Source organism: Lacinutrix sp. MedPE-SW, from assembly GCF_001874145.1.
Taxonomy (GTDB): domain Bacteria; phylum Bacteroidota; class Bacteroidia; order Flavobacteriales; family Flavobacteriaceae; genus Lacinutrix.
In genome coordinates this window covers 40,023-65,313 of sequence record NZ_MPCX01000013.1, presented here as the reverse complement: position 1 = coordinate 65,313, position 25,291 = coordinate 40,023, and the positions used below count along the sequence as shown (strand labels likewise).

The 25,291-nt window shown below is 31.9% G+C and carries 23 protein-coding genes and 1 tRNA gene; 17 read left to right on the top strand and 7 right to left on the bottom strand.

The annotated features are described in order from the left end of the window. Window positions 1–144 precede the first annotated feature (144 nt). The 17 genes from mraZ to BM549_RS12170 all read left to right on the top strand — a co-directional run bounded on the left by mraZ (window position 145) and on the right by BM549_RS12170 (window position 18,379). Complete coding sequence (gene mraZ, locus BM549_RS12250) at window positions 145–615, top strand: division/cell wall cluster transcriptional repressor MraZ (protein ID WP_290470536.1); 471 nt, start codon at window positions 145–147, stop codon at window positions 613–615. Next, window positions 602–1,498, top strand: a complete 897-nt coding sequence (gene rsmH, locus BM549_RS12245; RefSeq protein ID WP_290470535.1) for a 16S rRNA (cytosine(1402)-N(4))-methyltransferase RsmH — start codon at window positions 602–604, stop codon at window positions 1,496–1,498. Before mraZ ends, rsmH begins: the two co-directional genes overlap by 14 nt. Then, a complete protein-coding gene (locus BM549_RS12240; RefSeq protein WP_290470534.1) occupies window positions 1,499–1,822 on the top strand; it encodes an FtsL-like putative cell division protein in 324 nt (107 codons plus the stop codon). A 6-nt stretch (window positions 1,823–1,828) separates the two neighbouring features. Further along, a complete protein-coding gene (locus BM549_RS12235) occupies window positions 1,829–3,832 on the top strand; it encodes a penicillin-binding protein (RefSeq protein WP_290470533.1) in 2,004 nt (667 codons plus the stop codon). Next, complete coding sequence (locus tag BM549_RS12230) at window positions 3,829–5,292, top strand: UDP-N-acetylmuramoyl-L-alanyl-D-glutamate--2,6-diaminopimelate ligase (RefSeq protein WP_290470532.1); 1,464 nt, start codon at window positions 3,829–3,831, stop codon at window positions 5,290–5,292. Before BM549_RS12235 ends, BM549_RS12230 begins: the two co-directional genes overlap by 4 nt. 54 nt (window positions 5,293–5,346) lie before the next feature. Then, window positions 5,347–6,579 (top strand): phospho-N-acetylmuramoyl-pentapeptide-transferase, encoded by a 1,233-nt coding sequence (gene mraY, locus BM549_RS12225; RefSeq protein ID WP_013869183.1) that lies wholly within the window; start codon window positions 5,347–5,349, stop codon window positions 6,577–6,579. A 71-nt stretch (window positions 6,580–6,650) separates the two neighbouring features. Beyond that, a complete protein-coding gene (gene murD, locus BM549_RS12220) occupies window positions 6,651–7,988 on the top strand; it encodes a UDP-N-acetylmuramoyl-L-alanine--D-glutamate ligase (RefSeq protein ID WP_290470531.1) in 1,338 nt (445 codons plus the stop codon). 59 nt (window positions 7,989–8,047) lie between these two features. After that, window positions 8,048–9,250, top strand: a complete 1,203-nt coding sequence (locus BM549_RS12215) for an FtsW/RodA/SpoVE family cell cycle protein (protein ID WP_290470530.1) — start codon at window positions 8,048–8,050, stop codon at window positions 9,248–9,250. A 4-nt stretch (window positions 9,251–9,254) separates the two neighbouring features. Further along, a complete protein-coding gene (murG, locus tag BM549_RS12210; RefSeq protein WP_290470529.1) occupies window positions 9,255–10,361 on the top strand; it encodes an undecaprenyldiphospho-muramoylpentapeptide beta-N-acetylglucosaminyltransferase in 1,107 nt (368 codons plus the stop codon). Window positions 10,362–10,389: 28 nt separating this feature from the next. Continuing rightward, window positions 10,390–11,742: a UDP-N-acetylmuramate--L-alanine ligase gene (gene murC / locus BM549_RS12205; RefSeq protein ID WP_290470563.1), complete on the top strand. Its 1,353-nt coding sequence runs from the start codon at window positions 10,390–10,392 to the stop codon at window positions 11,740–11,742. Beyond that, window positions 11,732–12,451, top strand: a complete 720-nt coding sequence (locus BM549_RS12200; RefSeq protein ID WP_290470528.1) for a cell division protein FtsQ/DivIB — start codon at window positions 11,732–11,734, stop codon at window positions 12,449–12,451. The genes murC and BM549_RS12200 overlap by 11 nt, the downstream gene beginning before the upstream one ends. Window positions 12,452–12,454: 3 nt before the next feature. After that, complete coding sequence (ftsA, locus tag BM549_RS12195; RefSeq protein ID WP_290470527.1) at window positions 12,455–13,780, top strand: cell division protein FtsA; 1,326 nt, start codon at window positions 12,455–12,457, stop codon at window positions 13,778–13,780. A gap of 57 nt (window positions 13,781–13,837) precedes the next feature. Continuing rightward, window positions 13,838–15,820, top strand: a complete 1,983-nt coding sequence (gene ftsZ, locus BM549_RS12190) for a cell division protein FtsZ (RefSeq protein ID WP_290470526.1) — start codon at window positions 13,838–13,840, stop codon at window positions 15,818–15,820. Between the two features lie 163 nt (window positions 15,821–15,983). Continuing rightward, window positions 15,984–16,433, top strand: coding sequence for a GatB/YqeY domain-containing protein (locus tag BM549_RS12185; RefSeq protein ID WP_290470525.1), 450 nt, complete (start codon window positions 15,984–15,986; stop codon window positions 16,431–16,433). Between the two features lie 19 nt (window positions 16,434–16,452). Then, a tRNA-Arg gene (locus BM549_RS12180) sits at window positions 16,453–16,526 on the top strand. Between the two features lie 12 nt (window positions 16,527–16,538). Further along, window positions 16,539–17,432 (top strand): zinc-dependent peptidase, encoded by an 894-nt coding sequence (locus tag BM549_RS12175; protein ID WP_290470524.1) that lies wholly within the window; start codon window positions 16,539–16,541, stop codon window positions 17,430–17,432. A gap of 11 nt (window positions 17,433–17,443) precedes the next feature. After that, entirely contained in the window at window positions 17,444–18,379 is a 936-nt protein-coding gene (locus BM549_RS12170) for a pyridoxal-phosphate dependent enzyme (RefSeq protein ID WP_290470523.1), read from the top strand. 8 nt (window positions 18,380–18,387) lie between these two features. On the opposite strand, the gene rpe is transcribed toward BM549_RS12170, so the two are convergent. From rpe to BM549_RS12135, 7 genes are all read right to left on the bottom strand, one after another. Continuing rightward, on the bottom strand, window positions 18,388–19,050 hold the full coding sequence (gene rpe, locus BM549_RS12165) for a ribulose-phosphate 3-epimerase (RefSeq protein ID WP_290470522.1): 663 nt from the start codon (window positions 19,048–19,050) through the stop codon (window positions 18,388–18,390). 40 nt (window positions 19,051–19,090) lie between these two features. Beyond that, a complete protein-coding gene (locus tag BM549_RS12160) occupies window positions 19,091–19,498 on the bottom strand; it encodes a BLUF domain-containing protein (RefSeq protein ID WP_290470521.1) in 408 nt (135 codons plus the stop codon). A 215-nt stretch (window positions 19,499–19,713) separates the two neighbouring features. Further along, window positions 19,714–20,577, bottom strand: coding sequence for a sigma-70 family RNA polymerase sigma factor (locus BM549_RS12155; protein WP_013869172.1), 864 nt, complete (start codon window positions 20,575–20,577; stop codon window positions 19,714–19,716). 112 nt (window positions 20,578–20,689) lie between these two features. Beyond that, window positions 20,690–21,889, bottom strand: coding sequence for a glutamate-5-semialdehyde dehydrogenase (locus tag BM549_RS12150; protein ID WP_290470520.1), 1,200 nt, complete (start codon window positions 21,887–21,889; stop codon window positions 20,690–20,692). Between the two features lie 11 nt (window positions 21,890–21,900). Then, window positions 21,901–22,692, bottom strand: a complete 792-nt coding sequence (proB, locus tag BM549_RS12145) for a glutamate 5-kinase (protein WP_290470519.1) — start codon at window positions 22,690–22,692, stop codon at window positions 21,901–21,903. 1 nt (window position 22,693) lies between these two features. After that, the gene (proC, locus tag BM549_RS12140) at window positions 22,694–23,500 is read right to left on the bottom strand and encodes a pyrroline-5-carboxylate reductase (RefSeq protein WP_290470518.1); all 807 of its coding nucleotides are present in this window, start codon (window positions 23,498–23,500) and stop codon (window positions 22,694–22,696) included. Between the two features lie 288 nt (window positions 23,501–23,788). Then, window positions 23,789–25,195, bottom strand: coding sequence for a glycosyltransferase family 2 protein (locus BM549_RS12135; protein ID WP_290470517.1), 1,407 nt, complete (start codon window positions 25,193–25,195; stop codon window positions 23,789–23,791). Between the last annotated feature and the right edge of the window lie 96 nt (window positions 25,196–25,291).

Below are 25,291 nucleotides of genomic sequence, written 5' to 3'. Positions count from 1 at the left end.
TTTTATATGGTTTTTGGAGTGTTTGAAGCTGAGTGCATGCTTGTGATAGTCGATAACTTATTAACAATGTGGTAAAAAGTGGTAAAAAGTGGTAAAAAATTCAATATATTTGAATTCTATACGTTGTAATACAAAAAAATCATAGTGAATTCATTAATAGGAACATACGAATGCAAAGCAGATGCAAAAGGAAGGTTAATGCTTCCTGTTGCGCTTAAAAAGCAGTTGTCTCCGGTTTTACAAAATGGTTTTGTTATAAAAAGAGGTGTTTTTCAACCGTGTTTAGAATTGTATCCAATGGCTGAATGGGAAGCTTTAATGCAGAAAGTAAATAAGCTTAATCGTTTTAAGAAAAAAAATAACGATTTCATTCGCAGATTTACAGCAGGAGTAAAAATAGTAGAAGTGGATGCAAGTGGTAGGTTATTGATACCTAAAGACTTAATTGTATTTGCGGGTATTGTTAAAAATGTTGTAGTCTCATCGGCAGTTAATATTGTTGAAATATGGGATAAAGATAAATATGAACAAGCTATTGATGACGCAGCTTTAGATTTTGCAGATTTAGCTGAAGAAGTAATGGGACAAGACGATGATGGAGATGGAATATCATAATCCGGTATTATTAAACGAAACTGTAGATGGTTTAGATATTAAGCCAAATGGAGTTTATGTAGATGTTACGTTTGGTGGTGGCGGCCATAGTAAAGAAATTTTAAAACGCCTTGGTGAGCATGGTAAATTGTTTGCTTTTGATCAAGATGCAGATGCGCTTAAGAATAAAATAGATGACCCGAGATTTACACTTATTCATGAAAATTTTAGATATATAAAAAGATTTTTAAGATTTCATGGTGTTAAAGAGGTAGATGGGATTTTGGCAGATTTTGGTGTGTCTTCACATCAATTTGATGTTGCCGAGCGTGGGTTTTCTACTCGTTTTGCAGCCAATTTAGATATGCGAATGAATCAAAAAAATGATTTGTCTGCATTTCATGTTGTGAATGAGTATGATGAGGAGCAGATAAAGCAGGTGTTATTGCAATATGGAGAGTTGCGTGCGGCACCAGCAATGGCGAGGTTGATTGTAGATTATCGTAAAAACGAAGTAATTAAAACAAGCGACCAATTAAAAACAATTTTAAAAAAGTTTTTATCGCCAAAGCATGAAAATAAAATATTAGCCCAAATTTATCAGGCTATTAGAATAGAGGTGAATCAAGAGATAGAAGCTTTAAAAGAGTTTTTATCTCAAACTCCAGAAATTTTAAAACCTAACGGAAGGTTAAGTTTAATAAGTTACCATTCATTAGAAGATAGATTGGTAAAGCGTTTTATAAGAAATGGATTATTTGAAGGTGAGCCAGAAAGAGATGTTTTTGGCAGATTTGAAGTGCCTTTAAAAAAGGTAGGGAAGTTAATAATTCCTTCGGCAGAAGAAATAAAAATAAATAATAGAGCAAGAAGTGCAAAGCTTCGTATTGCAGAAAAAATATAAATGAAAAAAAATATCTATAGCATATTGCGAGGGACGTTTTTGGTTAATGAAGACTCTTTTAAGAATTGGAGAATGATTCTCTTTATTTCTGTTTTAGCTATAGTTATGATTGCGAGCTCGCATAGTGCAGATAAAAAAGTACATGAAATAGCACGCTTAAGTAATGAAGCAAAAGAGTTGCGCTCTGCATTTATAGATGGCAGAGGAAGACTAATGGAGTTGAAAAAAGAATCTGTTGTCTCGGCAAAAATGAAAGAAAAAGGTCTAAAGACATCAGAGGTTCCGCCTCAAAAAATAATTGTAAAACCACAACAAAAGGATTAAGTTATCGTGGCAGTAAACGAAACGAACATATTAAACCGATTGTATTTTGTAGCTGGATGTATGTTCATCTTCGGCATTGCTGTGGTTGTAAAATTATTAACCATACAATATGTTAATGGTGATAAGTATCGTGATCTTGCAGAGAAAAGAACAGTAGAGAATAAAATCATTCCTGCGAACAGAGGTAATGTGTATTCTGTTAATGGAAATCTGTTAGCCACTTCAATTCCTAAATACGATATTAGAATAGATACAAAAACACCAAAAAAGAAAATTTGGCAAGAAAATATTGGTCCGTTATGTGATTCTTTATCTAAATACTCAGGACGTTCAGCAAGTTATTACAGAGAAAATTTAAGAAAAGCAAGAGCAAAACAAAACAGATACTATTTGTTGGCTAGAGATATAGGATATTCAGATTATTTGAGAATACGCAATTTTCCAATGTTAAAACTTGGGGCTTTTAAAGGCGGTTTAATAGTTGAGCAAACAACAAAGCGAGAACACCCAATGGGAGGAATATCTATGAGAACCATAGGTTATGAGCGTACAGATGAAGATGGAAATGTTACTAGAGCTGGTTTAGATGGTGCGTTTGGAGAAAAGTACTTAAAAGGAAAAGATGGACAGCGGTTAAAGCAAAAAATAGGAAAAGGACAGTGGAAGCCTATTGTAGATTATAATCAAGTAGAACCGCAAGATGGATACGACATTTATACAACTATAAACGTTAATATTCAAGATATAGCACACCATTCATTACTAGAACAATTAGAAAAATATGATGCTGAACATGGTTGTGTTGTTGTAATGGAAGTTAAAACTGGAGAGATTAGGGCGATATCTAATTTAGGAAAAGCTAAATCTGGAAAATATTACGAAAAACGAAACTACGCTGTATGGGAGTCTCATGAGCCAGGATCAACATTTAAACTAATGGCAATAATGGCTGCGTTAGAAGATAAATTGGTAGATACTTCAACCGTAGTAGATACCAAAAACGGGTATAAAACATTTTACGGTAGAGGTATTACAGATACTCGTGGTTATGGAAAAATCTCTGTAGGTAAGGCTTTTGAGAAATCGTCAAACATAGGTTTGGCAACAATTATAGATAATAATTATTCTAAAAAACCTAATAAGTTTATAGATAGGTTAAAGCAATGGAGGCTTCATGAAAATTTAAACCTGCCAATAGTTGGAGAGGGAAATCCAGTAATACCACAGCCTGGAGATAAAATATGGAGTAGAAACGCATTGCCTTCAATGGCTTATGGTTATAATTTACAGTTAACACCGTTACAAACATTAACCTTTTATAACGCAGTAGCTAATAATGGAGAAATGCTTAAACCGCGTTTTTTACGTGAGGTAAAAGAATTAGATAGGGAAATAGAATCTTTTGAAAAAGAAGTTCGTGTTAAAAAAATAGCTTCAGATGAAACAATAAAAAAAGCACAAAAGCTTCTGGAGAACGTTGTGGAGTATGGTACAGGAAGTAGGATGTATTCAGAATATTTCTCTATGGCAGGAAAAACAGGTACTGCAAGAACAGATTATGGGAACTTTGAAGAATGGAAAAAAGACAAAAAATATGTGTCTTCTTTTGCTGGGTATTTTCCAGTAGAAAACCCAAAATATTCATGCATTGTTGTAATACATAAACCTAGCACTAAAGTGGGTTATTATGGAGCAGATGTTACTGGTCCAGTTTTTAAACGTATAGCACAAAAAATATTTACAGATACTCCAATTGTTGACGAGATTGAATCTTTAGAGGTTAAAAATGCTTCTGTAGATAAAGAGTTTCAAGGTTATTACCAAACAGCAAATAAGTATTTAACAATCATGCCTAATGTTGTTGGTTTGCCAATAATGGATGCTATTGCGCTTTGTGAAAACTTAGGTTTAAAAGTTAAAATTAAAGGTAGTGGTTTTGTGTCATCGCAATCAATCCCAAAAGGAAGAAAAGTAAAAAGAAATCAAACTATAGTTTTAGAATTATCGTGACATCATTAATAGACATATTATATAAAGTAACTATCAATGCAGTAGTTGGTACCACAAACGTGTATGTTAGAAATATTCATTTTAACTCGCGTAGCGTTGCTGTAAACGATTTGTTTGTGGCAATTAAAGGAAGTGTTGTAGATGGTCATAATTATATAGAAAGTGCAATACAGCAAGGAGCAATTGCTGTAGTTTGTGAGTATTTACCTAAAACCTTAAAAGAAGGTATTAGCTATATAGTTGTTGAAGACTCTAGTATTGCTTTAGCAATAATGGCTTCAAATTATTATGGAAATCCATCTTCTAATTTAAAATTAGTGGGAGTTACTGGAACAAATGGTAAAACGACTATAGCATCACTGTTGTTTCAATTATTTAAAAAGGCAGGATATAAAGTTGGCTTGCTTTCAACGGTAGTAATAAAAGTAGATAATAAAGACTATAAAGCTACACATACAACGCCAGATTCTCTAACTATAAATCGCTATTTAAGTGAGATGAATAACGAAGGTGTTGAGTTTTGTTTTATGGAGGTGAGCTCGCATGGTATTCATCAAAAAAGAACTCAAGGTCTTGATTTTGCAGGTGGTATTTTTACAAATTTGTCACATGACCATTTAGATTATCATGAAACGTTTGCAGAGTATCGCGATGTTAAAAAATCGTTTTTCGATAATTTAAGTAGTAATGCTTTTGCACTAACAAATGCCGATGATAAAAACGGAGCAATTATGCTTCAAAACACAAAGGCGAAGCAGTATAAATACGGTTTAAAAAATTACGCAGCTTATAAAGCTCAAATACTAGAAAACTCATTCAGTGGCATGTTGTTAAAAATTAACGATAGCGATGTGTGGACAAGGTTAATAGGTGGTTTTAATGCTTCAAACGTATTGGCTATATACGCCACTGCAGAATTGTTAGGATTAGAAAAAACCGAGATTTTAAGGCTCATAAGCGAGCTAGAAAGTGTAAGTGGGAGATTTCAATATTTAATTTCTGAAGAAAATATTACAGCCATTGTAGATTATGCGCATACGCCAGATGCTTTAAAAAATGTGTTAGAAACCATTAATAGTATTCGCACTAAAAACGAAGAGTTAATAACTGTTGTTGGTTGTGGTGGAGATAGAGATGCTACAAAAAGACCAAAAATGGGACACATTGCTTCAGCGTTAAGCACAAAAGCCATTTTTACAAGTGATAACCCAAGAACAGAAGTGCCTGAGCTAATTATTGAAGATATTGAGAAAGGTATAGAACCTCAAAATTTTAAAAAAACCTTATCAATTGTAGATAGAAAACAAGCTATAAAAACAGCTTGCCAATTAGCAAATGCTGGAGATATTATTTTAATAGCAGGAAAAGGGCATGAGACTTATCAAGAAATAAATGGTGAGCGAACAGATTTTGACGATTTTAAAATAGTTGAAAATTTATTAAAACAATTACAAAAATAAACCTTGTTGTTCTAAGCTTTATTTAGAATTATAAGAAAAAACAAACAGTTAATAATGTTATACTACCTATTCGAATATTTAGAAAAACAATTCCAGCTAACGGGAGCAAGTGTGTTTGAGTTTATAACTTTTCGCGCGGCTTTAGCGATAATATTATCGTTGTTGTTTTCTACTATTTTTGGAAAAAAAATAATAAGAATCCTTCAAAAAAAGCAAGTAGGCGAATCTGTAAGAGATTTAGGTTTAGATGGTCAAGTAGAAAAAGCAGGAACACCAACAATGGGTGGATTAATAATTATTTTTTCAACATTAATTCCTGTGTTGTTGCTTGCTAAGCTTGAAAATATTTATGTAATCATGCTTATTGTAACTACAATTTGGATGGGATTAGTTGGTTTTGCAGACGATTATATAAAAGTATTTAAAAAAGATAAAGCCGGTTTAAGCGGTAAATTTAAGGTGCTTGGCCAAGTAGGATTAGGGATTTTTGTTGGAGCAATAATGTACTTTCATCCAGGAGTAACCATAAAAACTGAAAAAGTAAATCCTGTTTACGAAACAGAAAAAATAACACAAAACTCAGCAGTAGAATTTAACCCAGCAGAGCAGTCATTAAAAACAACCATTCCATTTGTAAAAGATAACGAATTCGATTATTCAAATTTAGTGACTTGGTTGGGTGATGATTATGCAAAATATGCATGGTTAATATTTATACCAATCGTAATATTTATTGTAACAGCAGTATCTAACGGTGCAAACTTAACCGATGGTATTGATGGTTTGGCGGCAGGAAGTTCTGCCATAATTGTATTTGCATTAGCTGTATTTGCATTTATTTCTGGAAACCTTGTGTTTTCAGATTATTTAAATGTCATGTTTATACCACAATTAGGTGAGTTGGTTGTGTTTATAGCTGCCTTTATAGGTGCGCTAATTGGGTTTTTGTGGTACAATACTTATCCAGCCCAAGTTTTTATGGGAGATACAGGAAGCTTAACAATTGGCGGTGTTATAGCAGTTATAGCAATTGCAGTAAGAAAAGAGCTGTTAATTCCTTTGTTATGCGGAATCTTTTTTGCAGAGTCGCTTTCGGTAATACTTCAAGTGAGTTGGTTTAAATACACTAGAAAAAAATATGGCGAAGGCAGGCGAATTTTTAAAATGTCGCCGTTGCATCATCACTATCAAAAAGGAGGATATCACGAAAGTAAAATTGTTACACGATTCTGGATTGTAGGAATATTCTTAGCAATTCTTTCTATTGTAACATTAAAATTAAGGTAAAGATATACCTATTCGAATGAAGGTGTAAAAACAGTAAATAAATTTTACGTCTTAACGAAGAGTAATAAAAAATGAAAAAACAAAGATTAGTAATATTAGGAGCAGGAGAAAGTGGTGTTGGTACAGCACTTTTAGCTAAAGCTGAAGGTTACGAGGTTTTTGTTTCAGATAAAGGAAAAATAAAAGAAGACTATAAGAAAGTTCTTATACATAATGAGATTGAATGGGAAGAACAACAGCACACAGAAATTAAAATTTTAAGTGCTGATGTTGTAATGAAGAGTCCTGGAATTCCTGATAAAGTAGAATTAGTCCAAAAACTTATCAGTAATACTATTCCAGTGATTTCAGAAATTGAATTTGCTTCAAAATACACAAAAGCAACAATAGTAGGAATCACTGGAAGTAATGGGAAAACAACTACAGCATCATTAACACATCATATTCTTTCACAAGAATTAAATGTAGGATTAGCAGGAAACATTGGAGATAGTTTTGCTAAGCAAATTTTAGAAAAAAATTATAAAAACTATGTGCTAGAAATTAGCAGTTTTCAACTAGACGGTATTATAGACTTTAAGCCCAATATTGCTATAATTACTAATATCACACCAGATCATTTAGATAGGTACGACTATAAGTTTGAAAACTATATCAATTCAAAATTTCGAATAGCATTAAATCAAACAAAAGAAGATTATTTGATTTATGATGCAGACGACGAAGTGATAACAAATTGGTTAAAAACAAATACAATTCAATCAACATTATTACCATTTTCATTAACAAAAAAAATAGAAAATGGTGCGTATTTAGAAAACGAGAATATAAAAATAACAATAGATAACAAACATATAATTATGCCGACAAAAAATTTAGCTTTAGAAGGAAAGCACAACGTAAAAAATGCAATGGCTGCCTCAACAGTGTCACACCTGTTAAAAATTAGAAAACAAACAATACGTGAAAGTTTAGAAAATTTTCATGGTGTCGAGCATCGCTTAGAGCAAGTACTTAAAATTAATAAAGTACAATATATAAACGACTCTAAAGCAACTAATGTAAATGCAACATATTATGCGTTAGAAAGTATGGATGCACCAACAGTTTGGATTGTTGGAGGAACAGATAAAGGTAACGACTATACAGAGTTATTTCCGTTTATAAATGAAAAAGTAAAAGCAATAATTTGTTTGGGCATAGACAATGAAAAGCTTTTAGAAAATTTCGGGAATATGGTAGATGTTATTGTAGAAACTCAGTTTATGAGCGAGGCAGTAAAAATTGCTTATAAAATTGCCGAAGCTGGAGATAATGTATTGTTATCGCCAGCATGTGCAAGTTTCGATTTGTTTGAAAATTATGAAGATAGAGGAAGACAGTTTAAAAATGCTGTAAGAAATCTGTAATTAAAATTTCTTGAATTGCCACAAAGCTTAACGCTTTTAAAAACAAAAATATAAATAGAGTGCAACAACTTTTTAATAACATAAAAGGCGATCGATTAATATGGGCAATAGCTGCTTTATTGGCTATTTTCTCATTTCTTCCTGTGTATAGTGCGGCAAGTAATTTAGCATACGTTGGTGGTAATAGTAATACCTTTGCTTTTTTTGTAAAACACTTTATGCATTTGTTTTTAGGGTTTACCATTATGTATGGAGTACATAAAATTCCATATCGTTACTTTCGTGGTTTATCTATGGTAATGATACCAATAGTATTGGTGTTATTGGTTGTTACAATCATGCAAGGTACTACAATAGAAGGTGCAAATGCCAGTCGCTGGATTCGTATCCCATTTGTAAATATGTCGTTTCAAACCTCTACGTTGGCATCCGTTGTATTAATGGTTTATGTTGCGCGATATATGTCTAAAATAAAAGATCAAAAAGTATCTTTTAAAGAGTCTATTTTGCCATTATGGTTGCCAGTATTTTTGGTGCTTATTTTAATATTGCCTTCAAACTTTTCTACTACAGCCTTAATATTTTTAATGGTTATTGTGTTGGTTTTTTTAGGCGGTTATCCTATTCGTTATTTAGCAGTAATTATTGGTTCGGGAATATTAGCATTGGTGTTATTTATACTGGTAGCAAAAGCATTTCCAGATGCTATGCCTAACCGTGTAGATACTTGGATGAGTAGAATAGAAAACTTTTCAGATGGAGGAGATACAGAAGCAGACTATCAAATAGAAAAAGCTAAAATAGCAATTGCTTCTGGAGAATTAACCGGTGTTGGTCCTGGAAAAAGTACGCAAAAAAACTTCTTGCCACAGTCGTCTTCAGATTTTATTTTTGCAATTATTATTGAAGAATATGGCTTAATTGGTGGCTTGTTTTTAATGGTAATGTACATGTGGCTACTATTTAGAATTGTTATTGTAGCTCAAAAATCAGATACACTTTTTGGTAAACTTTTAGTGCTTGGTGTTGGTTTTCCTATTGTATTTCAAGCCATGATAAATATGGCTGTTGCAGTAGAGTTGTTTCCGGTAACAGGACAAACACTTCCATTAATAAGTAGTGGTGGAACATCAATTTGGATGACCTGTTTAGCTATAGGTATTATTTTGAGCGTAAGCGCAAAAAGAGAAGAGATAAAAGGAAGAGAAGAAACTGAAAACACAGAAGATAATCCGTTAGAGATTCTATCGGAAACAATATAATAAAGTGAGTAAAAACAAAACATATAAAATAATATTAAGCGGTGGCGGTACAGGTGGGCATATCTATCCTGCAATTGCTATTGCTAACGAATTAAAATCACGTTATCCAAGTGCAGAGTTTTTGTTTGTAGGAGCAAAAGATAGAATGGAAATGGAAAAAGTACCGCAAGCTGGCTATAAAATTAAAGGCTTATGGATAACTGGAATACAAAGACAATTAACACTTAAAAACTTAATGTTTCCGTTTAAACTTATTAATAGTTTATGGAATGCAAGAAAAATAGTAAACACTTTTAAACCAGATGTTGTTATAGGAACTGGAGGTTTTGCAAGCGGACCATTATTACAAGTAGCAGCCTCAAAAGGAGTACCTAGTTTAATACAAGAGCAAAACTCATATCCAGGAATTACTAATAAATTATTATCTAAAAAAGTGCAAAAAATATGTGTTGCATACGATGGTTTAGAGCGTTTTTTTCCTAAAGATAAAATTATAAAAACAGGAAATCCTGTACGTCAGGATTTGTTAGATATTCAATCTAAAAAAGCCGAAGCAATAAAGTACTTTAATTTAGTTGAAGGAAAAAAAACACTATTAGTACTTGGAGGAAGTTTAGGAGCAAAAGCAATAAACGAGCTTTTAAAACGCGAGTTAGATTTTTTGCAAACGCAACAAGTGCAAATTATTTGGCAAACAGGAAAACTGTATTATAGTGAGTATAAAATTAATGGTGATATAAAAGACGTGCAAGTACATCAATATATTAATAATATGGATTATGCTTATGCAGCTGCAGATATTATTATTTCAAGAGCAGGAGCAGGATCTGTAAGTGAATTATGTATTGTTGGTAAACCTGTGGTTTTTGTGCCGTCACCTTATGTGGCAGAAGATCATCAAACAAAAAATGCAAAATCTATTGTAGATGAAAATGCTGCGTTAATGATTGCTCAAGAAGATTTAGAAGTAGATTTTAAAAATAAATTTTCACAATTAATGGCTTCAGAAGAAAGGCAAAAGCAATTGGGAGAAAATATTAAAAAATTAGCATTAGTTAATGCAACAAAAGAAATAGTCGATGAAGTTGAAAAACTTCTGAAGCATAAATAAAATATTAGACGTTTCTAATAAAATGAAAATGAATTTAAACAACATACATAACATCTATTTTGTAGGTATTGGCGGTATTGGTATGAGTGCTATTGCACGTTACTTTAATGCTACTGGTAAGTATGTTGCAGGTTACGATAAAACCAAAACAGATATTACAGAAGCGTTAAAAGAAATAGGTGTTAACGTTCATTTTGAAGATGCAGTAGAAAATATCGAAAGTCAGTTTTTAGATCCAGAAAAAACCTTGGTGGTTTATACGCCGGCAATCCCAAAAAACAATAAAGAGTTAAATTATTTTAACGCTAATAAATTTACAATTTTAAAACGTTCAGAAATATTAGGACTAATAACCGAAAATACATATTGCTTGGCTGTAGCAGGTACGCACGGTAAAACAACAACAACAAGCATACTTGGTCATATTATGCGAGAATGTAATGTGCCTTTAACAGCATTTTTGGGAGGCATTAGTGAAAACTATAGCTCTAATTTAATACTAAATGGAGATGAAGTAAGTGTTGTTGAGGCAGATGAGTTTGATCGTTCATTTTTAACACTATCTCCAGATCTAGCATGTATAACATCTATGGATGCAGATCATTTAGATATTTATGGAGACGCATCAGAACTAGTGAAAACATTCGAGGATTTTGCAAAAAAACTAAAACCAAACGGCAAACTCTTTGTAAAAAATGGGTTGCCTTTAAAAGGTATAACCTATGGTATTGAAGATGATGCAGATTATGCCGTTCAAAATATAAAAATAGAAAATGGTACTTATGTGTTTGATGTGAAAATGCCAAATACAATACTAAAACAAGTTAAATTTAACCTACCTGGTAGACATAATTTGTCGAATGCTTTAATAGCCCTAGCGATGGCTGTAGAATATGGTCTCCCTAAGCCGCAGCTCGCTAAGGCACTAGCATCTTATAAAGGTGTAAAACGTCGTTTTACTTATCAAATAAAAACTAATGAACTTGTTTTTATAGACGATTATGCACATCATCCCGAAGAAATAAAGGCAGTACATCAAGCCGTTAGAGAGATGTATCCAGAAGACAAAGTGCTAGTTGTGTTTCAACCGCATTTATTTTCAAGAACAAAAGATTTTGGTGTAGAGTTTGCACAAAGCCTTTCAATGTTTGACGAAATTTTATTGTTAGATATATATCCAGCACGAGAATTGCCAATAGAAGGCATAAACTCAAAATGGTTATTAAATAAAATAAATAACCCTAAAAAACAGCTAATAGAAAAGTCGGAAATTATAAATAAAATTAAAGCAAGTAAAGCAAAAATTATACTAACTCTTGGCGCTGGAGATATAGGAGCAGAAGTTAAAATTATAAAGCAGGCATTAATTAATGAAAATTAATTGGAACTATATAAAAATCAGTCTACTACTATTTATAGTAGTGTTTTTGTATGCTTTTTCATCAATAAAAAACAGTGATAGAAAAGTAGCTAAAATAACAATTGAATTTGTAGATGACCAAAAGCCATTTATAACCCATGCAAATGTTAGTAAATTGTTAATACAAAATCAACAAGCTGTTACGAGTGTGCCTAAAGAAACTTTAGATTTGAATGCTCTAGAAACTGCATTAAATGCAAATGCAATTATTGAAAAAGCCGAAGTTTTCTTGAGTGTAAATGGTGATTTTTCAGCAAAAATTAAACAAAAACAACCTATTGCAAGAGTTTTAAAATCAAGCTCTTACTATATAGATAGTAATGGTGGGTATATGCCGTTGTCATCAAATTACACAGCGAGAGTACCATTAGTTACTGGTAATGTAAGTAAAAATAAATTAGAAAATGTTTTTGCTATTGCAAGCAAAATTAATGCAGACGACTTTTTAAAAAAGAACGTTGTTGAGATTCATGAGAATGAAGATAAGTCTATAAATTTAAAGTTAAGACAATGCAAATTTGTTGTGCAATTGGGAAAACTTGAATATTTAGATAAAAAAATAAACAACCTAAAAGCCTTTTATAAAAAAGCAATTAAGGATAAAAGTTTAGGCAAATATAGCAAAGTGAATTTGCAATTTGAAAACCAAGTTGTTTGTACTAAAGTATAAGTTATGGAACAGAATTTAGCAGTTGGATTAGACATTGGGACCACAAAAATTGTGGCGATGATTGGCCGTAAAAATGAATACGGAAAAGTCGAAATTTTAGGTATTGGTAAATCTAAAAGTTTAGGTGTACATCGTGGTGTCGTTAATAATATTACCCAAACCATACAATCTATACAATTAGCAATACAAGAAGCCGAAGCTGCAGCTGCAACAAAAATAGAAGGTGTAACAGTAGGTATTGCAGGACAACATATACGAAGCTTGCAACATAGTGATTATATAACGCGTGCAGATTCTGAAACAGTAATAGATGATGATGATATTGAGCGTTTAATTAATCAAGTGCATAAACTAGTGATGCTTCCAGGAGAAGAAATTATACATGTGTTACCACAAGAATATAAAGTTGATGGTCAAGCAGAAATAAAAGAACCAATTGGAATGTACGGTGGAAGATTAGAAGCTAATTTTCATGTTGTAGTTGGTCAAGTCTCTTCAATTAGAAATATTGGGCGTTGTGTTAAAAGCGCAGGCTTGGAGTTAGAAGGTATAACGTTAGAACCTTTAGCATCTGCAAATGCAGTATTAAGTCAAGAAGAAAAAGAAGCAGGTGTAGCCTTAATTGATATAGGTGGAGGAACAACAGATTTAGCCATCTTTAGAGACGGAATAATTAGACATACAGCTGTAATTCCTTTTGGTGGAAATGTTATTACTGAAGATATAAAAGAAGGCTGTTCTATTATAGAAAAACAAGCCGAATTATTAAAAATAAAATTTGGTTCTGCATGGCCAGGTGAAAATAAAGACAATGAAATTGTTTCAATTCCAGGATTAAGAGGTAGAGACCCAAAAGAAATTACGCTTAAAAATTTGTCTAAAATTATTCATGCACGAGTAGTAGAAATTATAGAGCAAGTTTATGTAGAAATAAAAAATTACGGGCATGAAGAACAAAAGAAAAAATTAATAGCTGGTATTGTTTTAACCGGTGGAGGAAGCCAATTAAAGCACTTAAAACAGTTAGTAGAATATATTACAGGAATGGATACCAGAGTTGGTTATCCAAATGAGCATTTAGCAGGCGATAGTGATGATGCTATTACAAGTCCATTATTCGCTACAGCAGTAGGTTTGGTAATGGATGGTTTAAAACGTCAAGAAAGAGTTAAAGCAGAAGCTGTAATAGAAGAAGTAGTTGAAGATGCTCAAATTCAAGAAGAAGAAACAGAAGAAGAGCAACCAATAGAGCAACCAAAAAAACAAAAGCGTTCATTTTTAGACGCTTTAACAGAGCGTGTTAAAGATTTTTTAGACAACGCAGAATAATAAAATATTAAAAGGTATTACAATACCTAAACAATTGATCCAAATAAATAGAATTTTATGAGCAACAAAGAATTCGAAAGTATCGCCTTTGATTTACCTAAAAATCAATCCAACGTCATCAAGGTTATTGGTGTTGGTGGTGGCGGTAGCAACGCTATTAACCATATGTTTCAACAAGGTATCAAAGGAGTAGATTTTGTAATCTGCAATACAGATGCCCAAGCACTTCAAAATAGTGGAGTACCAAATAAAATCCAACTAGGTGTTAACCTCACCGAAGGACTTGGAGCTGGAGCAAATCCAGAAGTAGGTATGCAATCTGCAGTAGAGAGTTTTGAAGATATTAAATCTATGCTTGGTACAAATACTAAAATGGTATTTATAACAGCAGGAATGGGTGGAGGAACAGGTACTGGAGCAGCACCAATAATTGCTAAAATGGCTAAAGAATTAGACGTTTTAACAGTTGGTATAGTAACAATGCCATTTCAATTTGAAGGTAAAATGCGTATACAACAAGCGCAAGAAGGTATTGAGAAACTGCGTGATGAAGTCGATTCGTTAATTGTAATTAACAATAATAAATTACGTGAAGTTTACGGTAATTTAGGGTTTAAAGCAGGTTTTTCAAAAGCAGACGAAGTTTTATCTACAGCGGCAAGAGGTATTGCAGAAGTAATAACTCACCATTATACGCAAAACATTGATTTACGTGATGCTAAAACAGTACTAAGTAATAGTGGAACAGCAATAATGGGATCATCAACATCATCTGGGCAAAACCGAGCTCAAGATGCAATTGCTAAAGCATTAGATTCTCCACTTTTAAACGATAATAAAATTACAGGAGCTAAAAACGTATTGTTGCTAATCGTTTCTGGTTCTCAAGAAATTACAATTGATGAAATTGGAGAAATAAACGATCATATTCAATCTGAAGCAGGACACGGTGCTAATATAATTATGGGTGTTGGTGAAGATGAGGCTCTAGAAGAATCTATCGCAGTTACAATTATAGCTACAGGTTTTGATATTGAGCAGCAAGATGAAATTTCTAATACCGAAACTAAAAAAGTAATTCATGCGCTAGAAGAAGACCAAAGCATAGAAAAAGATTTAACACCAAACGAAGCTTCACCAGCGATTATTACACCAGACATTGTTCTAGAAAAGCCAGAACCACCTAAAGTAGTTAAACATACTTTAAACTTAGATGAAGACACAGAAGATTCTCTAAGTAAAATGGAAATGGATTTAATAAATAAACAACGTAGTGTTTCTTTAGAAGATTTAGGCATGATTCCTACAACAGAAGTTATTAAAAATATCGATGTTGTTTATGATGAAGTTGTGGCTACATTTAACACAGATCAAGAATTCACAATTACATCAACAAACACTCAAGAAAGTAAAATTGAAGTTGAGGTTGAAGAAGACGAATCAATAGAAGATAAGAAGCAAATTACTTTAAGTTTCGATATGCCTATTAATGAAGAAACTATTGAAACTGAAGAAACAAGAACCCAAACAAATATAGTTCACGACTTAAATGACATTGAAGTAAATGAACCTGTTGAGTTAATACCAATAACAGAAGTTCGTGAAGATGAGCAAGTACGTTATACATTAGAAGATTATAATGAAGCTAACGCAACTTTAAATAAAAACTCTAAACAAGTTAAAGTAGAAGAAGTTGTAGATGAAGAAATTGTATTCGAAAAGAAAGTAGTTTCACCAGAAGAAACAACAACGGTAGCCGAAGAGGATTTAGATCCTATGAATAGTTCAATTTCAGATATTTTAAAAGAAAGAGCAGATGCTAGACGTCAAAAAATGAAGTCATTTAACCATAAATTCAATACTTCAAAAATTGATGATATAGAAAAAATTCCAGCTTACAAACGTCAAGGTTTAAATCTTGATGAAACTAAACATTCTTCATCTGAAACTAATGTGTCAAAAACAAGTTTAAGTATAGATGATAATGACGATATTCAACTAAGAAACAATAATTCGTTCTTACATGATAATGTTGATTAGATAATATTGATTAACAAAATAATTTAAGTTTAATCATCCTCAACCCAAAACGGCCCTCAACGTTTTGGGTTTTTTATTTGCTAAAGGCAATTGTATTTATAGTAACTCACAACTCTTTAATGTATACTTTTTCCTATCTTCGTATTCATTAAAATTTTCAAAAATGAGTTTATCAAAAAACATAATGACAGCCTTAAAAGAGGCAATGAAAAGTAAAGACCAAACAGCCTTAACAGCTTTACGTGCAGTAAAATCTGCTATATTATTGGCGCAAACCGAAAGCGGAGCGAAAGAAGAACTTACAGAAGAACAAGAGATGAAAATTCTTCAAAAACAAGTAAAACAACGTAAAGACAGTGCAGCTATATTTATAGAGCAAGGTAGAGAAGATTTAGCTCAACCAGAATTAGCCGAAGCAAAAGTGATTTCTCAGTTTTTACCAGAAGCTATGAGTGAAGAAGAAATTGGTAAACTTGTAGAAGATGCAATTACAAAAACAGGTGCAGAAGGCATGAAAGATATGGGCAAAGTAATGGGTGTAGTTAACCAAGCTGTTGCAGGTAGGGCAGATGGTAAAACAATATCTAATATTGTAAAAAGCAAATTAGCATAATTAATAGTTAAAATCTATTGGCTGTGTAGCTCAACTGGATAGAGTACTGGATTTCGGCTCCAGCGGTTGTAGGTTCGACTCCTATCACAGTCACAAATAAAGAATATGAGTTTAAAAATACTATATGTCGTTTATTTTTTATTTAAAGAAAAAGAAGCTCCTTTAGTATTTAAAATAATCCTTATTATTTTAGGTGTAGTTACAGCACTACTTACAATAATTGTTGTGTTTAAAAGTTTCTTTGGCTTTTTTGAAATGGCAAGAGTAGAGTTTATAACTAAAAAACAATTTTTTACTCATTTTTATATTAATAGAAAAACACTTCCAAAAGCCTATAAACCTATATTAGAACAAGAATTTTTATTTTATAAAAAATTAAATCCGTTAGAACAAAAAAACTTCGATCATCGCATTCAATATTTTATAAATAATTGGGAGTTTATAGGTAAAGACGTTGAAATTACTACAAAAATGAAAGTTTTAATTGCAGCTACTGCAACAAAGCTTACTTTTGGTTTTAGAGAATATAAAATAGATGTAGTAGAAAAAATTGTAATTTACGAGAAAGCATATTTTTCTTCTATAAATAACCAATTACATAAAGGAGAGTTTAACTTGCGTTTTAATGCCTTGGTTTTCTCATGGGAAGATTTTGAAAAAGGCTACAAAATAGAAAACGACAACATAAACCTTGGAGTTCATGAATGTATACATGCTATGCACTTTACCTTTTTAAAATCCAGACGCTATAGTACAAGTGCAGCAATTTTTTTAGATTCTTTTCAAGAGTTAACCTCGCTAATTGAAAAAGATAATAGACTAAAAAATAAAATAATAAATTCAGGATATTTTAGAAATTATGCTTTTGAAAATCAATTTGAATTTATATCTGTTTTAGTAGAAAATTTTATCGAGACGCCTTCAGAGTTTAAATCTCAATTTCCAATAATATATTTAAAGGTTAAAGAAATGCTTAACTTTAACTTTGCGGGATATTAATTGCATGTAATATGAATAAAGACACACTTTTAAACGTTTACAATAATATACAAGCTTATATACATAAAACACCTGTATTAACCTCTAGATTAATAAATGAAATAGTAGGAGCAGAGTTGTATTTTAAGTGTGAAAACTTTCAAAAAATGGGGGCATTTAAAATGCGCGGTGCAACAAATGCAATCATGCAGTTAAATGAGGCCGAAAAACAAAAAGGAGTTGTAACACATTCTTCTGGTAATTTTGCTCAAGCCTTATCATTGGCAGCAAAAAGCTTAGGTGTTACAGCCAATATAGTTATGCCTAAAAATGCACCACAAGTAAAAAAGAACGCTGTTTTAGGTTATAATGGTGTAATTACAGAGTGTGATTCTACAGTTATAGCAAGAGAACGAGAAGCTGCTAAAATCTCTAAACATACGGGCGCTACTTTTGTACATCCATCTAACGATATAAATGTTATTTTAGGAAATAGTACTGCTACTATAGAGTTGCTTGAAGATTATAATAATTTAGACATAATAGTGTCTCCAGTTGGTGGTGGCGGTTTAATAGCTGGTACAGCATTAGCTGCACATTATTTTAAAAGTGATTGTGAAGTTGTTGGTGCAGAACCAATAGAAGCAGATGATGCTTACAGATCACTTATAAGTGGTAAAATTGAAACTAATGAAACGGTAAACACTATTGCCGACGGTTTAAGAACACAATTGGGAGATATAAATTTTCCTATAATACAGCAACATGTAAAACAAATTGTAAGAGTAGAAGAAACCGAAATTATTGATGCTATGCGTTTAATTTACGAACGTTTAAAGCTTGTAGTAGAAACCTCGAGTGCAACAACATTAGCAGCTATTATTAAAGAAAAACACCAATTCTCTAATAAAAAAATTGGTGTAATATTATCTGGTGGTAATGTAGATTTAAGTGCATTACCATTTTAAAAAAACGCTTAACTATTTGCTAAAGCTTTTAAATTTTTAATAGTTTCTGGTTGGTTACTACTTTTAAAAACGTGGCTTCCAGCGACAAAAACATCTGCTCCAGCGTCTACTAATTGTTTAATATTTTTATCTGTTACACCACCATCAATTTCAATTTTAGTATCTAAACCTTGCTCGTCTATCATTTTACGTAGTTTCTTTATACGTTGGTAGGTAACGTCTTCAAATTTTTGCCCGCCAAAACCTGGGTTAATAGACATTAATAATACCATATAACATTCTGGTAAAATATCTTCTAATACAGAGACAGGTGTAGTTATGTTTAAAACAACACCAGCTTTACAACCAGCATCTTTTATTTGTCTTAACGTTCTATGTAAATGTACTGTAGATTCGTGGTGAACAGTAATAATATCTGCTCCTACTTTAGCAAACTCTTCAATATATCGTTCTGGCTTTTCAATCATTAAATGAACATCTAATGGTTTTGTAGCATGTTTTTTTATTGCTTGAATAACTGGCATACCATAAGAGATGTTTGGTACAAAATGACCATCCATCACATCAATGTGAAACCAATCGGCATCACTATTATTAACCATTTCTGTATCGCGTTGTAGATTGCCAAAATCGGCAGCAAGCATCGAAGGTGCTATTAATTTTTCAGACATTTTTTTTAGTTTTGTGTTGTTTTTTCAAAACTACAACTTATTAATTTTCATACAAAAGCGATTCAATTATTTTAAAAAAGAAATCACTATTTTCTATATTATTATCTTGTAATGTTTTTACAAAACGATGTAAACTATATAGGGTTTCAGTGTCGTTTATTACTGAGTATCCAATATCAAAAGACTTAAAACATACTTGCTTTATTGGTTTGTTTAACAGCTCTGTAATTTTTGAGTGCCTATGATCTTTTTTGATTTTTTCATAAACAGCGTCTAATAGTATAGAATCGCCTTCTAAAATTTGAAAAAAGATATCATTTTTATTTACTAAAACACCGGTAATATTATTGTTATTGTTTTTCTGTTGCGTTTGGTTAAAAAGCGCTTCAAAATCAATTAGGGTAAGTACAGGATTAGTTTGACTTTTATAACAGATAGTTTTTAACATAATGTGTTAATTAGTGTGTAAATATAAAATTTTATATTGGTAGTGGTGAATTTTTGATATATAAATGAGTGAACCCAGAGTAATCAGCTCTGGGTTCTTCATCAATCAAAAAACGAACAGTTATGAATAACTGTTAGTTATTTTTCATTTTAATAAACATAATTAATTTATTAAAAAGCGTAAATAGTTTTATTACATTTTAAAATGCTTGAAAACTATCCAAGATATGTTTTTAGTATTTTACTTCTAGAAGTGTGTTTTAATCTACGTATTGCTTTTTCTTTAATTTGTCTAACACGTTCACGAGTTAAATCAAAAGTTTCACCAATTTCTTCTAAAGTCATTGGGTGTTGGTTACCTAAACCAAAGTATAAGCGTATAACGTCTGCCTCACGAGGTGTTAAAGTCTCAAGTGCACGTTCAATTTCTGTACGTAAAGATTCGTGTAAAAGTTCACGATCTGGGTTTGGTGACTCACCAGAATTCAATACATCGTAAAGGTTAGAATCTTCACCTTCTACTAAAGGCGCATCCATAGATACGTGGCGTCCAGAATTTTTCATAGATTCTTTAACGTCATTAATAGTCATATCTAACTCTTTTGCAATTTCTTCTGCACTTGGCGGACGCTCATGTGCTTGCTCAAGAAAAGCAAAAGTTTTGTTTATTTTATTAATAGATCCAATCTTGTTAAGTGGTAAACGCACAATACGAGATTGTTCTGCTAAAGCTTGTAAGATAGATTGACGAATCCACCATACAGCATAAGAGATAAATTTAAAACCACGAGTTTCATCAAAACGTTGTGCGGCTTTAATTAAACCTAAATTACCTTCGTTTATTAAATCTGGTAACGTTAAACCTTGATTTTGGTATTGCTTAGCTACCGATACAACGAAACGTAAGTTAGCTTTAGTCAACTTTTCAAGAGCAACTTGGTCGCCTGCTTTAATACGTTGTGCTAATTCTACTTCTTCGTCTGCGGTAATTAAGTCAACTTTTCCAATTTCTTGTAGGTATTTGTCTAATGACGCGGTCTCACGGTTGGTTACCTGCTTGGTAATTTTAAGTTGTCTCATTTAAATAATTATATGATTTGTGCCCAGAAAATGAGCGTGAATATTTTGCTATCAATACTTATACGCAGAAAGGTTACATTTTGTTACAAAAAATTTATTTATTTTTTTAAAATTAATTTGTTCTTACGTGTCCATCACCAAATACATAGTACTTATTTGTTACTAATTGTTTTAGTCCTAGTGGACCACGATGGTGCAATTTATCTGTACTAATTGCAAGTTCTGCACCAACTCCCATTTGTCCGCCATCTGTAAAACGGGTTGAAGCATTATGGTAAACTGCTGCACTATCTACCTGTTGCATGAATTTTTTTGCTGTAGATTCATCTTCAGTTATAATTGATGATGAATGACCGCCAGAATACGTATTAATCATATTAATGGCAGTATCTTCATTGTCTACTTCGGCTAGTAAAATTTTCATTGCTAAAAATTCTTCATACCAAATGTCTCTGTTTTCAATTTCAGTTTCATCTAAAATTTCACTTACTTTTTTGTCAACTAAAATATCTACACCTAATTTGTTAAGCATGGTTTCGAGTTCGTTAACTTTTTTCTGGTAATCTGGTATGTTTTTATCTATTAATACTTTATCTAAAGCGTTGCAACCTGAGATCTTATCGGTTTTTGCATTAATAATAACTTTTACAGCTTTAAGCCAGTCGGCGTTTTTATCGACATATAAAAAGTTGTTTCCTCTACCACTAACTAAAACAGCACATGTAGCGTGTTCTTTAACAAAACGAATTAATCGCTCGCCACCTCTTGGTACAATTAAATCTATTTTTTCTGGTGGGTTTTTTAAATACTCTTGAGTTTCTGTACGGTTAAGGTGAAGTAGTTTAATCCAGTCTTTAGAAAGGTTATTTTCTTTTAATGCTTGATGCCAGCATTTTTCAAGAAATTTGTTACTATGTATTGCTTCTTTACCACCTTTTAAAAGTATTTTATTATTGGCTTTAAATGCAAGTACAGCTGCTTCTATTGTAACATCTGGTCTAGATTCGTAAATAATTAAAATAGTACCAAATGGTGCTGTTTTATTTTTTATTTTTAAACCACTATCTAAAGTAATGTTAGATATTGTATTGTTTACTGGATCGTCTTGATCTCTAACTTCTTTAATAGCTTTTATCATACCATCTACCTTTGTAGAGTCTACAACTAATCTATCATACAAAGCTTGATCATTATTATTGAAAGCTTCTAAGTCTTTTTTGTTTTCTTCTATAATTTGTTCTCTTTTAGCTTCAATAATAGTAATCATTGAATCTAAAACGTTATTTTTTATTTCTTTTTCTAATAATTTCATTGTGTAAATTTTTAGTGAATAAATTTTGTTCCTACTTGCTTATTGTTAATAATATCAACAATTACATTTTCTCTTTTTCCTGATGCTATATAGGTAGGAATATTTTTTTTAGCGGTTACTTTTGCGATTTTTAATTTTGAAGCCATACCGCCACGACCTTCTCCTTCTTTTTTAGAGTTGGACTGTACATATTTTTCTACATTTTGGTCTACTGTGACTTCGGAAAGTTTTCTAGAGTTTTTGTCTTCTGGGTGTCCTGTATAAAGCCCATCTGTGTCTGATAAAATAATTAAGCGGTCTGCGTCTATTAACTCTGCAACTAAACTTGCTAGCTCATCATTATCTGAAAACATAGACATACTTAGTGATACTGCATCATCTTCGTTTGCTATAGGTGTAACGCCTTCGGCTAATAAACCTTCATAGCAACTAATCATGTTTTCTCTGTGTTTTCCTGGATCGAAATCTCTTTTTGTTGCTAAAATTTGTGCACAACGCATACCGTAATCATGAAACAAACTATAATAGTGCCTCATTAATCGTGGTTGCCCGACCGAAGAATAAATTTGTCGTCTAACAGATGCTTCAGTTTCTTGAATATTTCCTAAAACTTCTTTACCGGCAATAGCAGAACCTGAAGTTACAAGTACAACTTGTATATTTCTTTCGTCTAGCACAGAGATTTGCCTTACCAATTCTCGAAGTACCGGACCTAAAATACGGTTGTCTTTATTTGTTAATACGTTTGTACCAACTTTAACTACTACTCTTTTTATACTATCGTCTTTAATACTGTCGTCCATTTTATTTTTCTTTTCCTAATTCTATTGCTCTGTCAAATGCAGCGTAAGCGGCATCTTGTATAAGTTGTTTTACATTATTATCTTCCATACTGTCTATGGCTGCTTGAGTTGTTCCTCCTTTTGAAGCTACACGGTTAATCCAAGATTCTGGTGATAAATTAGATTGGTTAAAAAGTTCTATTGCACCTTCAAATGTACTGCTTACAAGGATTTTAGAATCGTAATCTGAAAAGCCCATTTTTAAAGCAGCTTCTAACATTGATTGCATGAAATAAAACACATATGCAGGACCACTACCAGAAATTCCAGTAGAGGCATCAATAAATTTTTCTGTAGTTACATGTATTGAAGTACCTGTTGTATCTAATAGAGTTCTTACCATTATGAGCTCTACTTTAGAAACTTTGTCTGACTCTGTATAAGATGTAACACCTTTACCAACTTGTGCGGGTAAATTAGGCATAGTTCTAACAACTTTTTCGGTGCTAAGTTTTTGTTGTATAGTTTCTATTGTAACACCAGCCATTAATGATACAAATATCTGGTCGTGGCTTAACATAGATGTCATAGTACTAAATAAATCGTCGCTATGGTATGGTTTTACGGCGATAAATACAATATCCGCACTTGGTAGGCAATCTTCAAGACTGTCAAAAACCTGAAATCTTGAATCTTTTTTTAGTTTTTTAATTTTCTTAGGGTCAGTGTCATAGATTTTAAGTTTGTGCTGATTTAACACAGCGCTATTTGCCATGCCTTCGGCGTATGTTAATCCCATGTTTCCTGCGCCTATTACTAATACTTTCATGTGTTTTGTTAAAGTGTTGTTTATTAATATAATACGTGTTATTATGCACAAGGATTGTACGGTAAGCCCAAAAAAAAGATTTAATTTTAAAGAATAATGAATTTGATAATTATACGCTTATATACTAACAGTATGATAATTCTATGGCTTTTACGTTGAGGTATTTTTAATTTTGAAATACTGACTTAGGTGACAAGCTGTCGGTTTTATGAGGAAATGTCAGTATTAAATTTACTGCGTGCCAAAAAAAAGCCTATTCTTTTAAGGAATAGGCTTTTTATTTTTAAACTATTTTTTATCTGCTAAACTTCGCGTTAACCAACCTCTTCGACTTGCGGTTGCAATTGCGTAAGGTGTTATCCAGAATAAACCAAAAGTATATAAAATGCTATAAGAGTAAGCCCAAATAGATTCTGAAATAGTATAACGGTATGCATAAAATATTACAGAGAAACTAGATAATACTAAAATGCTTAAGAAAGTTGAACCTAAAAATAATAAAGGATGTGTTGCTACAAATAAAAGCATGATTATAAGAAAAGGAAAACTTAATAGCATTTCTAAAAATTGGCTTATAAATAATACTCTAGTTCCAGATTTTTTACTTTTTCTAAAATTAGTAAATACATATTGAGCCATAGAAAGGTTTTCTCTCACATTGCTTCGTCCCCATCTAATAAACATTTTATATAAACCAGTATATTCTTCTGGTACATTTGTATATGCTACAGCATTTTTTTGAAACAATACATGTTTACCTTGCTTTAAAATCATGTTTGTAATTGCTCTGTCTTCTCCTATATCTGATGGTTTTCCCATAAAGGTCTGGTTAATCCATTCTGGTAAACATTTATGCACAGCAGTGCTTCTATATGCGGCTAAGGCTCCAGGAGTGCAAAGTACAGAGTTTAAACTGCTTTCTGCAGATCTTACAAACTCAAAACTTAATACAAAACTTACGTCTAGCATTTTTGGTAAAGCAGCCTTTTTATTGTTTAAAACTCTTATGTTTCCTGCAACTGCACCACAATCTTCATTCTCTACAAACGGACTTACTAAATTACGTAAGGTGTTTTTTTCTACAATAGAATCACTATCTACAGTAACAAATATTTCTCCAATGCCTAAGTTAAAGCCTCTGTAAAGTGCATGGCGTTTTCCTTTATTTTCTGGTTGTTGTAATATCGAAATTTTATTACCTAATTTGGTTTTAGCATCTTTCATCCACTCCCATGTGTCATCTTCACTACCATCATCTATAGATAAAATTTCTATTTTTTCTTGTGGATAATCACTTTTGGCTAAACTCATTAAAGTATCCCAAACTTGTTTGCCTTCATTATAAGCAGGTACAATTACTGTTACTGTTGGTAATGCCTCGTTAGAAACAGAATCTACAGGTTTATATTTATAATATCTATACAGTTTAAAAAGAAATATAGATGCTTTAAGTGCTAGTATAGTAGTAGTTGTGGTAATAAATAATTTTCCCCAAAAAGAATTTAAGTGCTCTTCATTTATTATATATAAATCGCCACTAAATACACTAAAAAAATAAATACCAAGTACAATTAAAAGAAAGGAACTAAATATTACAGAAAGGTTTAAGCGGGTTTCTTTGTCTTTTATGTCAATAAGAAAACGATTTAATATAGATTGGAGTGTTTTTGAGAGTGTATTTTTTTTTGATTTCATGAAGTAACCTAAAGTTTTGTTTGATTGTTTTTAAAAGTTACGGTCGCGACTAGAGTTTAGATTTTTTTTAATATTTATTTATGATTTTTAAATGAA

What these genes read in the sequence shown, in the direction of transcription:
- rsmH (WP_290470535.1), top strand. Translation starts at nt 602, where the DNA reads ATGGAATATCATAATCCGGTATTATTAAACGAAACTGTAGATGGTTTA.
- BM549_RS12240 (WP_290470534.1), top strand. Translation starts at nt 1,499, where the DNA reads ATGAAAAAAAATATCTATAGCATATTGCGAGGGACGTTTTTGGTTAAT.
- mraY (WP_013869183.1), top strand. Translation starts at nt 5,347, where the DNA reads ATGTTATACTACCTATTCGAATATTTAGAAAAACAATTCCAGCTAACG.
- murD (WP_290470531.1), top strand. Translation starts at nt 6,651, where the DNA reads ATGAAAAAACAAAGATTAGTAATATTAGGAGCAGGAGAAAGTGGTGTT.
- murC (WP_290470563.1), top strand. Translation starts at nt 10,390, where the DNA reads ATGAATTTAAACAACATACATAACATCTATTTTGTAGGTATTGGCGGT.
- BM549_RS12200 (WP_290470528.1), top strand. Translation starts at nt 11,732, where the DNA reads ATGAAAATTAATTGGAACTATATAAAAATCAGTCTACTACTATTTATA.
- ftsA (WP_290470527.1), top strand. Translation starts at nt 12,455, where the DNA reads ATGGAACAGAATTTAGCAGTTGGATTAGACATTGGGACCACAAAAATT.
- ftsZ (WP_290470526.1), top strand. Translation starts at nt 13,838, where the DNA reads ATGAGCAACAAAGAATTCGAAAGTATCGCCTTTGATTTACCTAAAAAT.
- BM549_RS12185 (WP_290470525.1), top strand. Translation starts at nt 15,984, where the DNA reads ATGAGTTTATCAAAAAACATAATGACAGCCTTAAAAGAGGCAATGAAA.
- BM549_RS12175 (WP_290470524.1), top strand. Translation starts at nt 16,539, where the DNA reads ATGAGTTTAAAAATACTATATGTCGTTTATTTTTTATTTAAAGAAAAA.
- BM549_RS12170 (WP_290470523.1), top strand. Translation starts at nt 17,444, where the DNA reads ATGAATAAAGACACACTTTTAAACGTTTACAATAATATACAAGCTTAT.
- rpe (WP_290470522.1), bottom strand. Translation starts at nt 19,050, where the DNA reads ATGTCTGAAAAATTAATAGCACCTTCGATGCTTGCTGCCGATTTTGGC.
- BM549_RS12160 (WP_290470521.1), bottom strand. Translation starts at nt 19,498, where the DNA reads ATGTTAAAAACTATCTGTTATAAAAGTCAAACTAATCCTGTACTTACC.
- BM549_RS12155 (WP_013869172.1), bottom strand. Translation starts at nt 20,577, where the DNA reads ATGAGACAACTTAAAATTACCAAGCAGGTAACCAACCGTGAGACCGCG.
- BM549_RS12150 (WP_290470520.1), bottom strand. Translation starts at nt 21,889, where the DNA reads ATGAAATTATTAGAAAAAGAAATAAAAAATAACGTTTTAGATTCAATG.
- proB (WP_290470519.1), bottom strand. Translation starts at nt 22,692, where the DNA reads ATGGACGACAGTATTAAAGACGATAGTATAAAAAGAGTAGTAGTTAAA.
- proC (WP_290470518.1), bottom strand. Translation starts at nt 23,500, where the DNA reads ATGAAAGTATTAGTAATAGGCGCAGGAAACATGGGATTAACATACGCC.
- BM549_RS12135 (WP_290470517.1), bottom strand. Translation starts at nt 25,195, where the DNA reads ATGAAATCAAAAAAAAATACACTCTCAAAAACACTCCAATCTATATTA.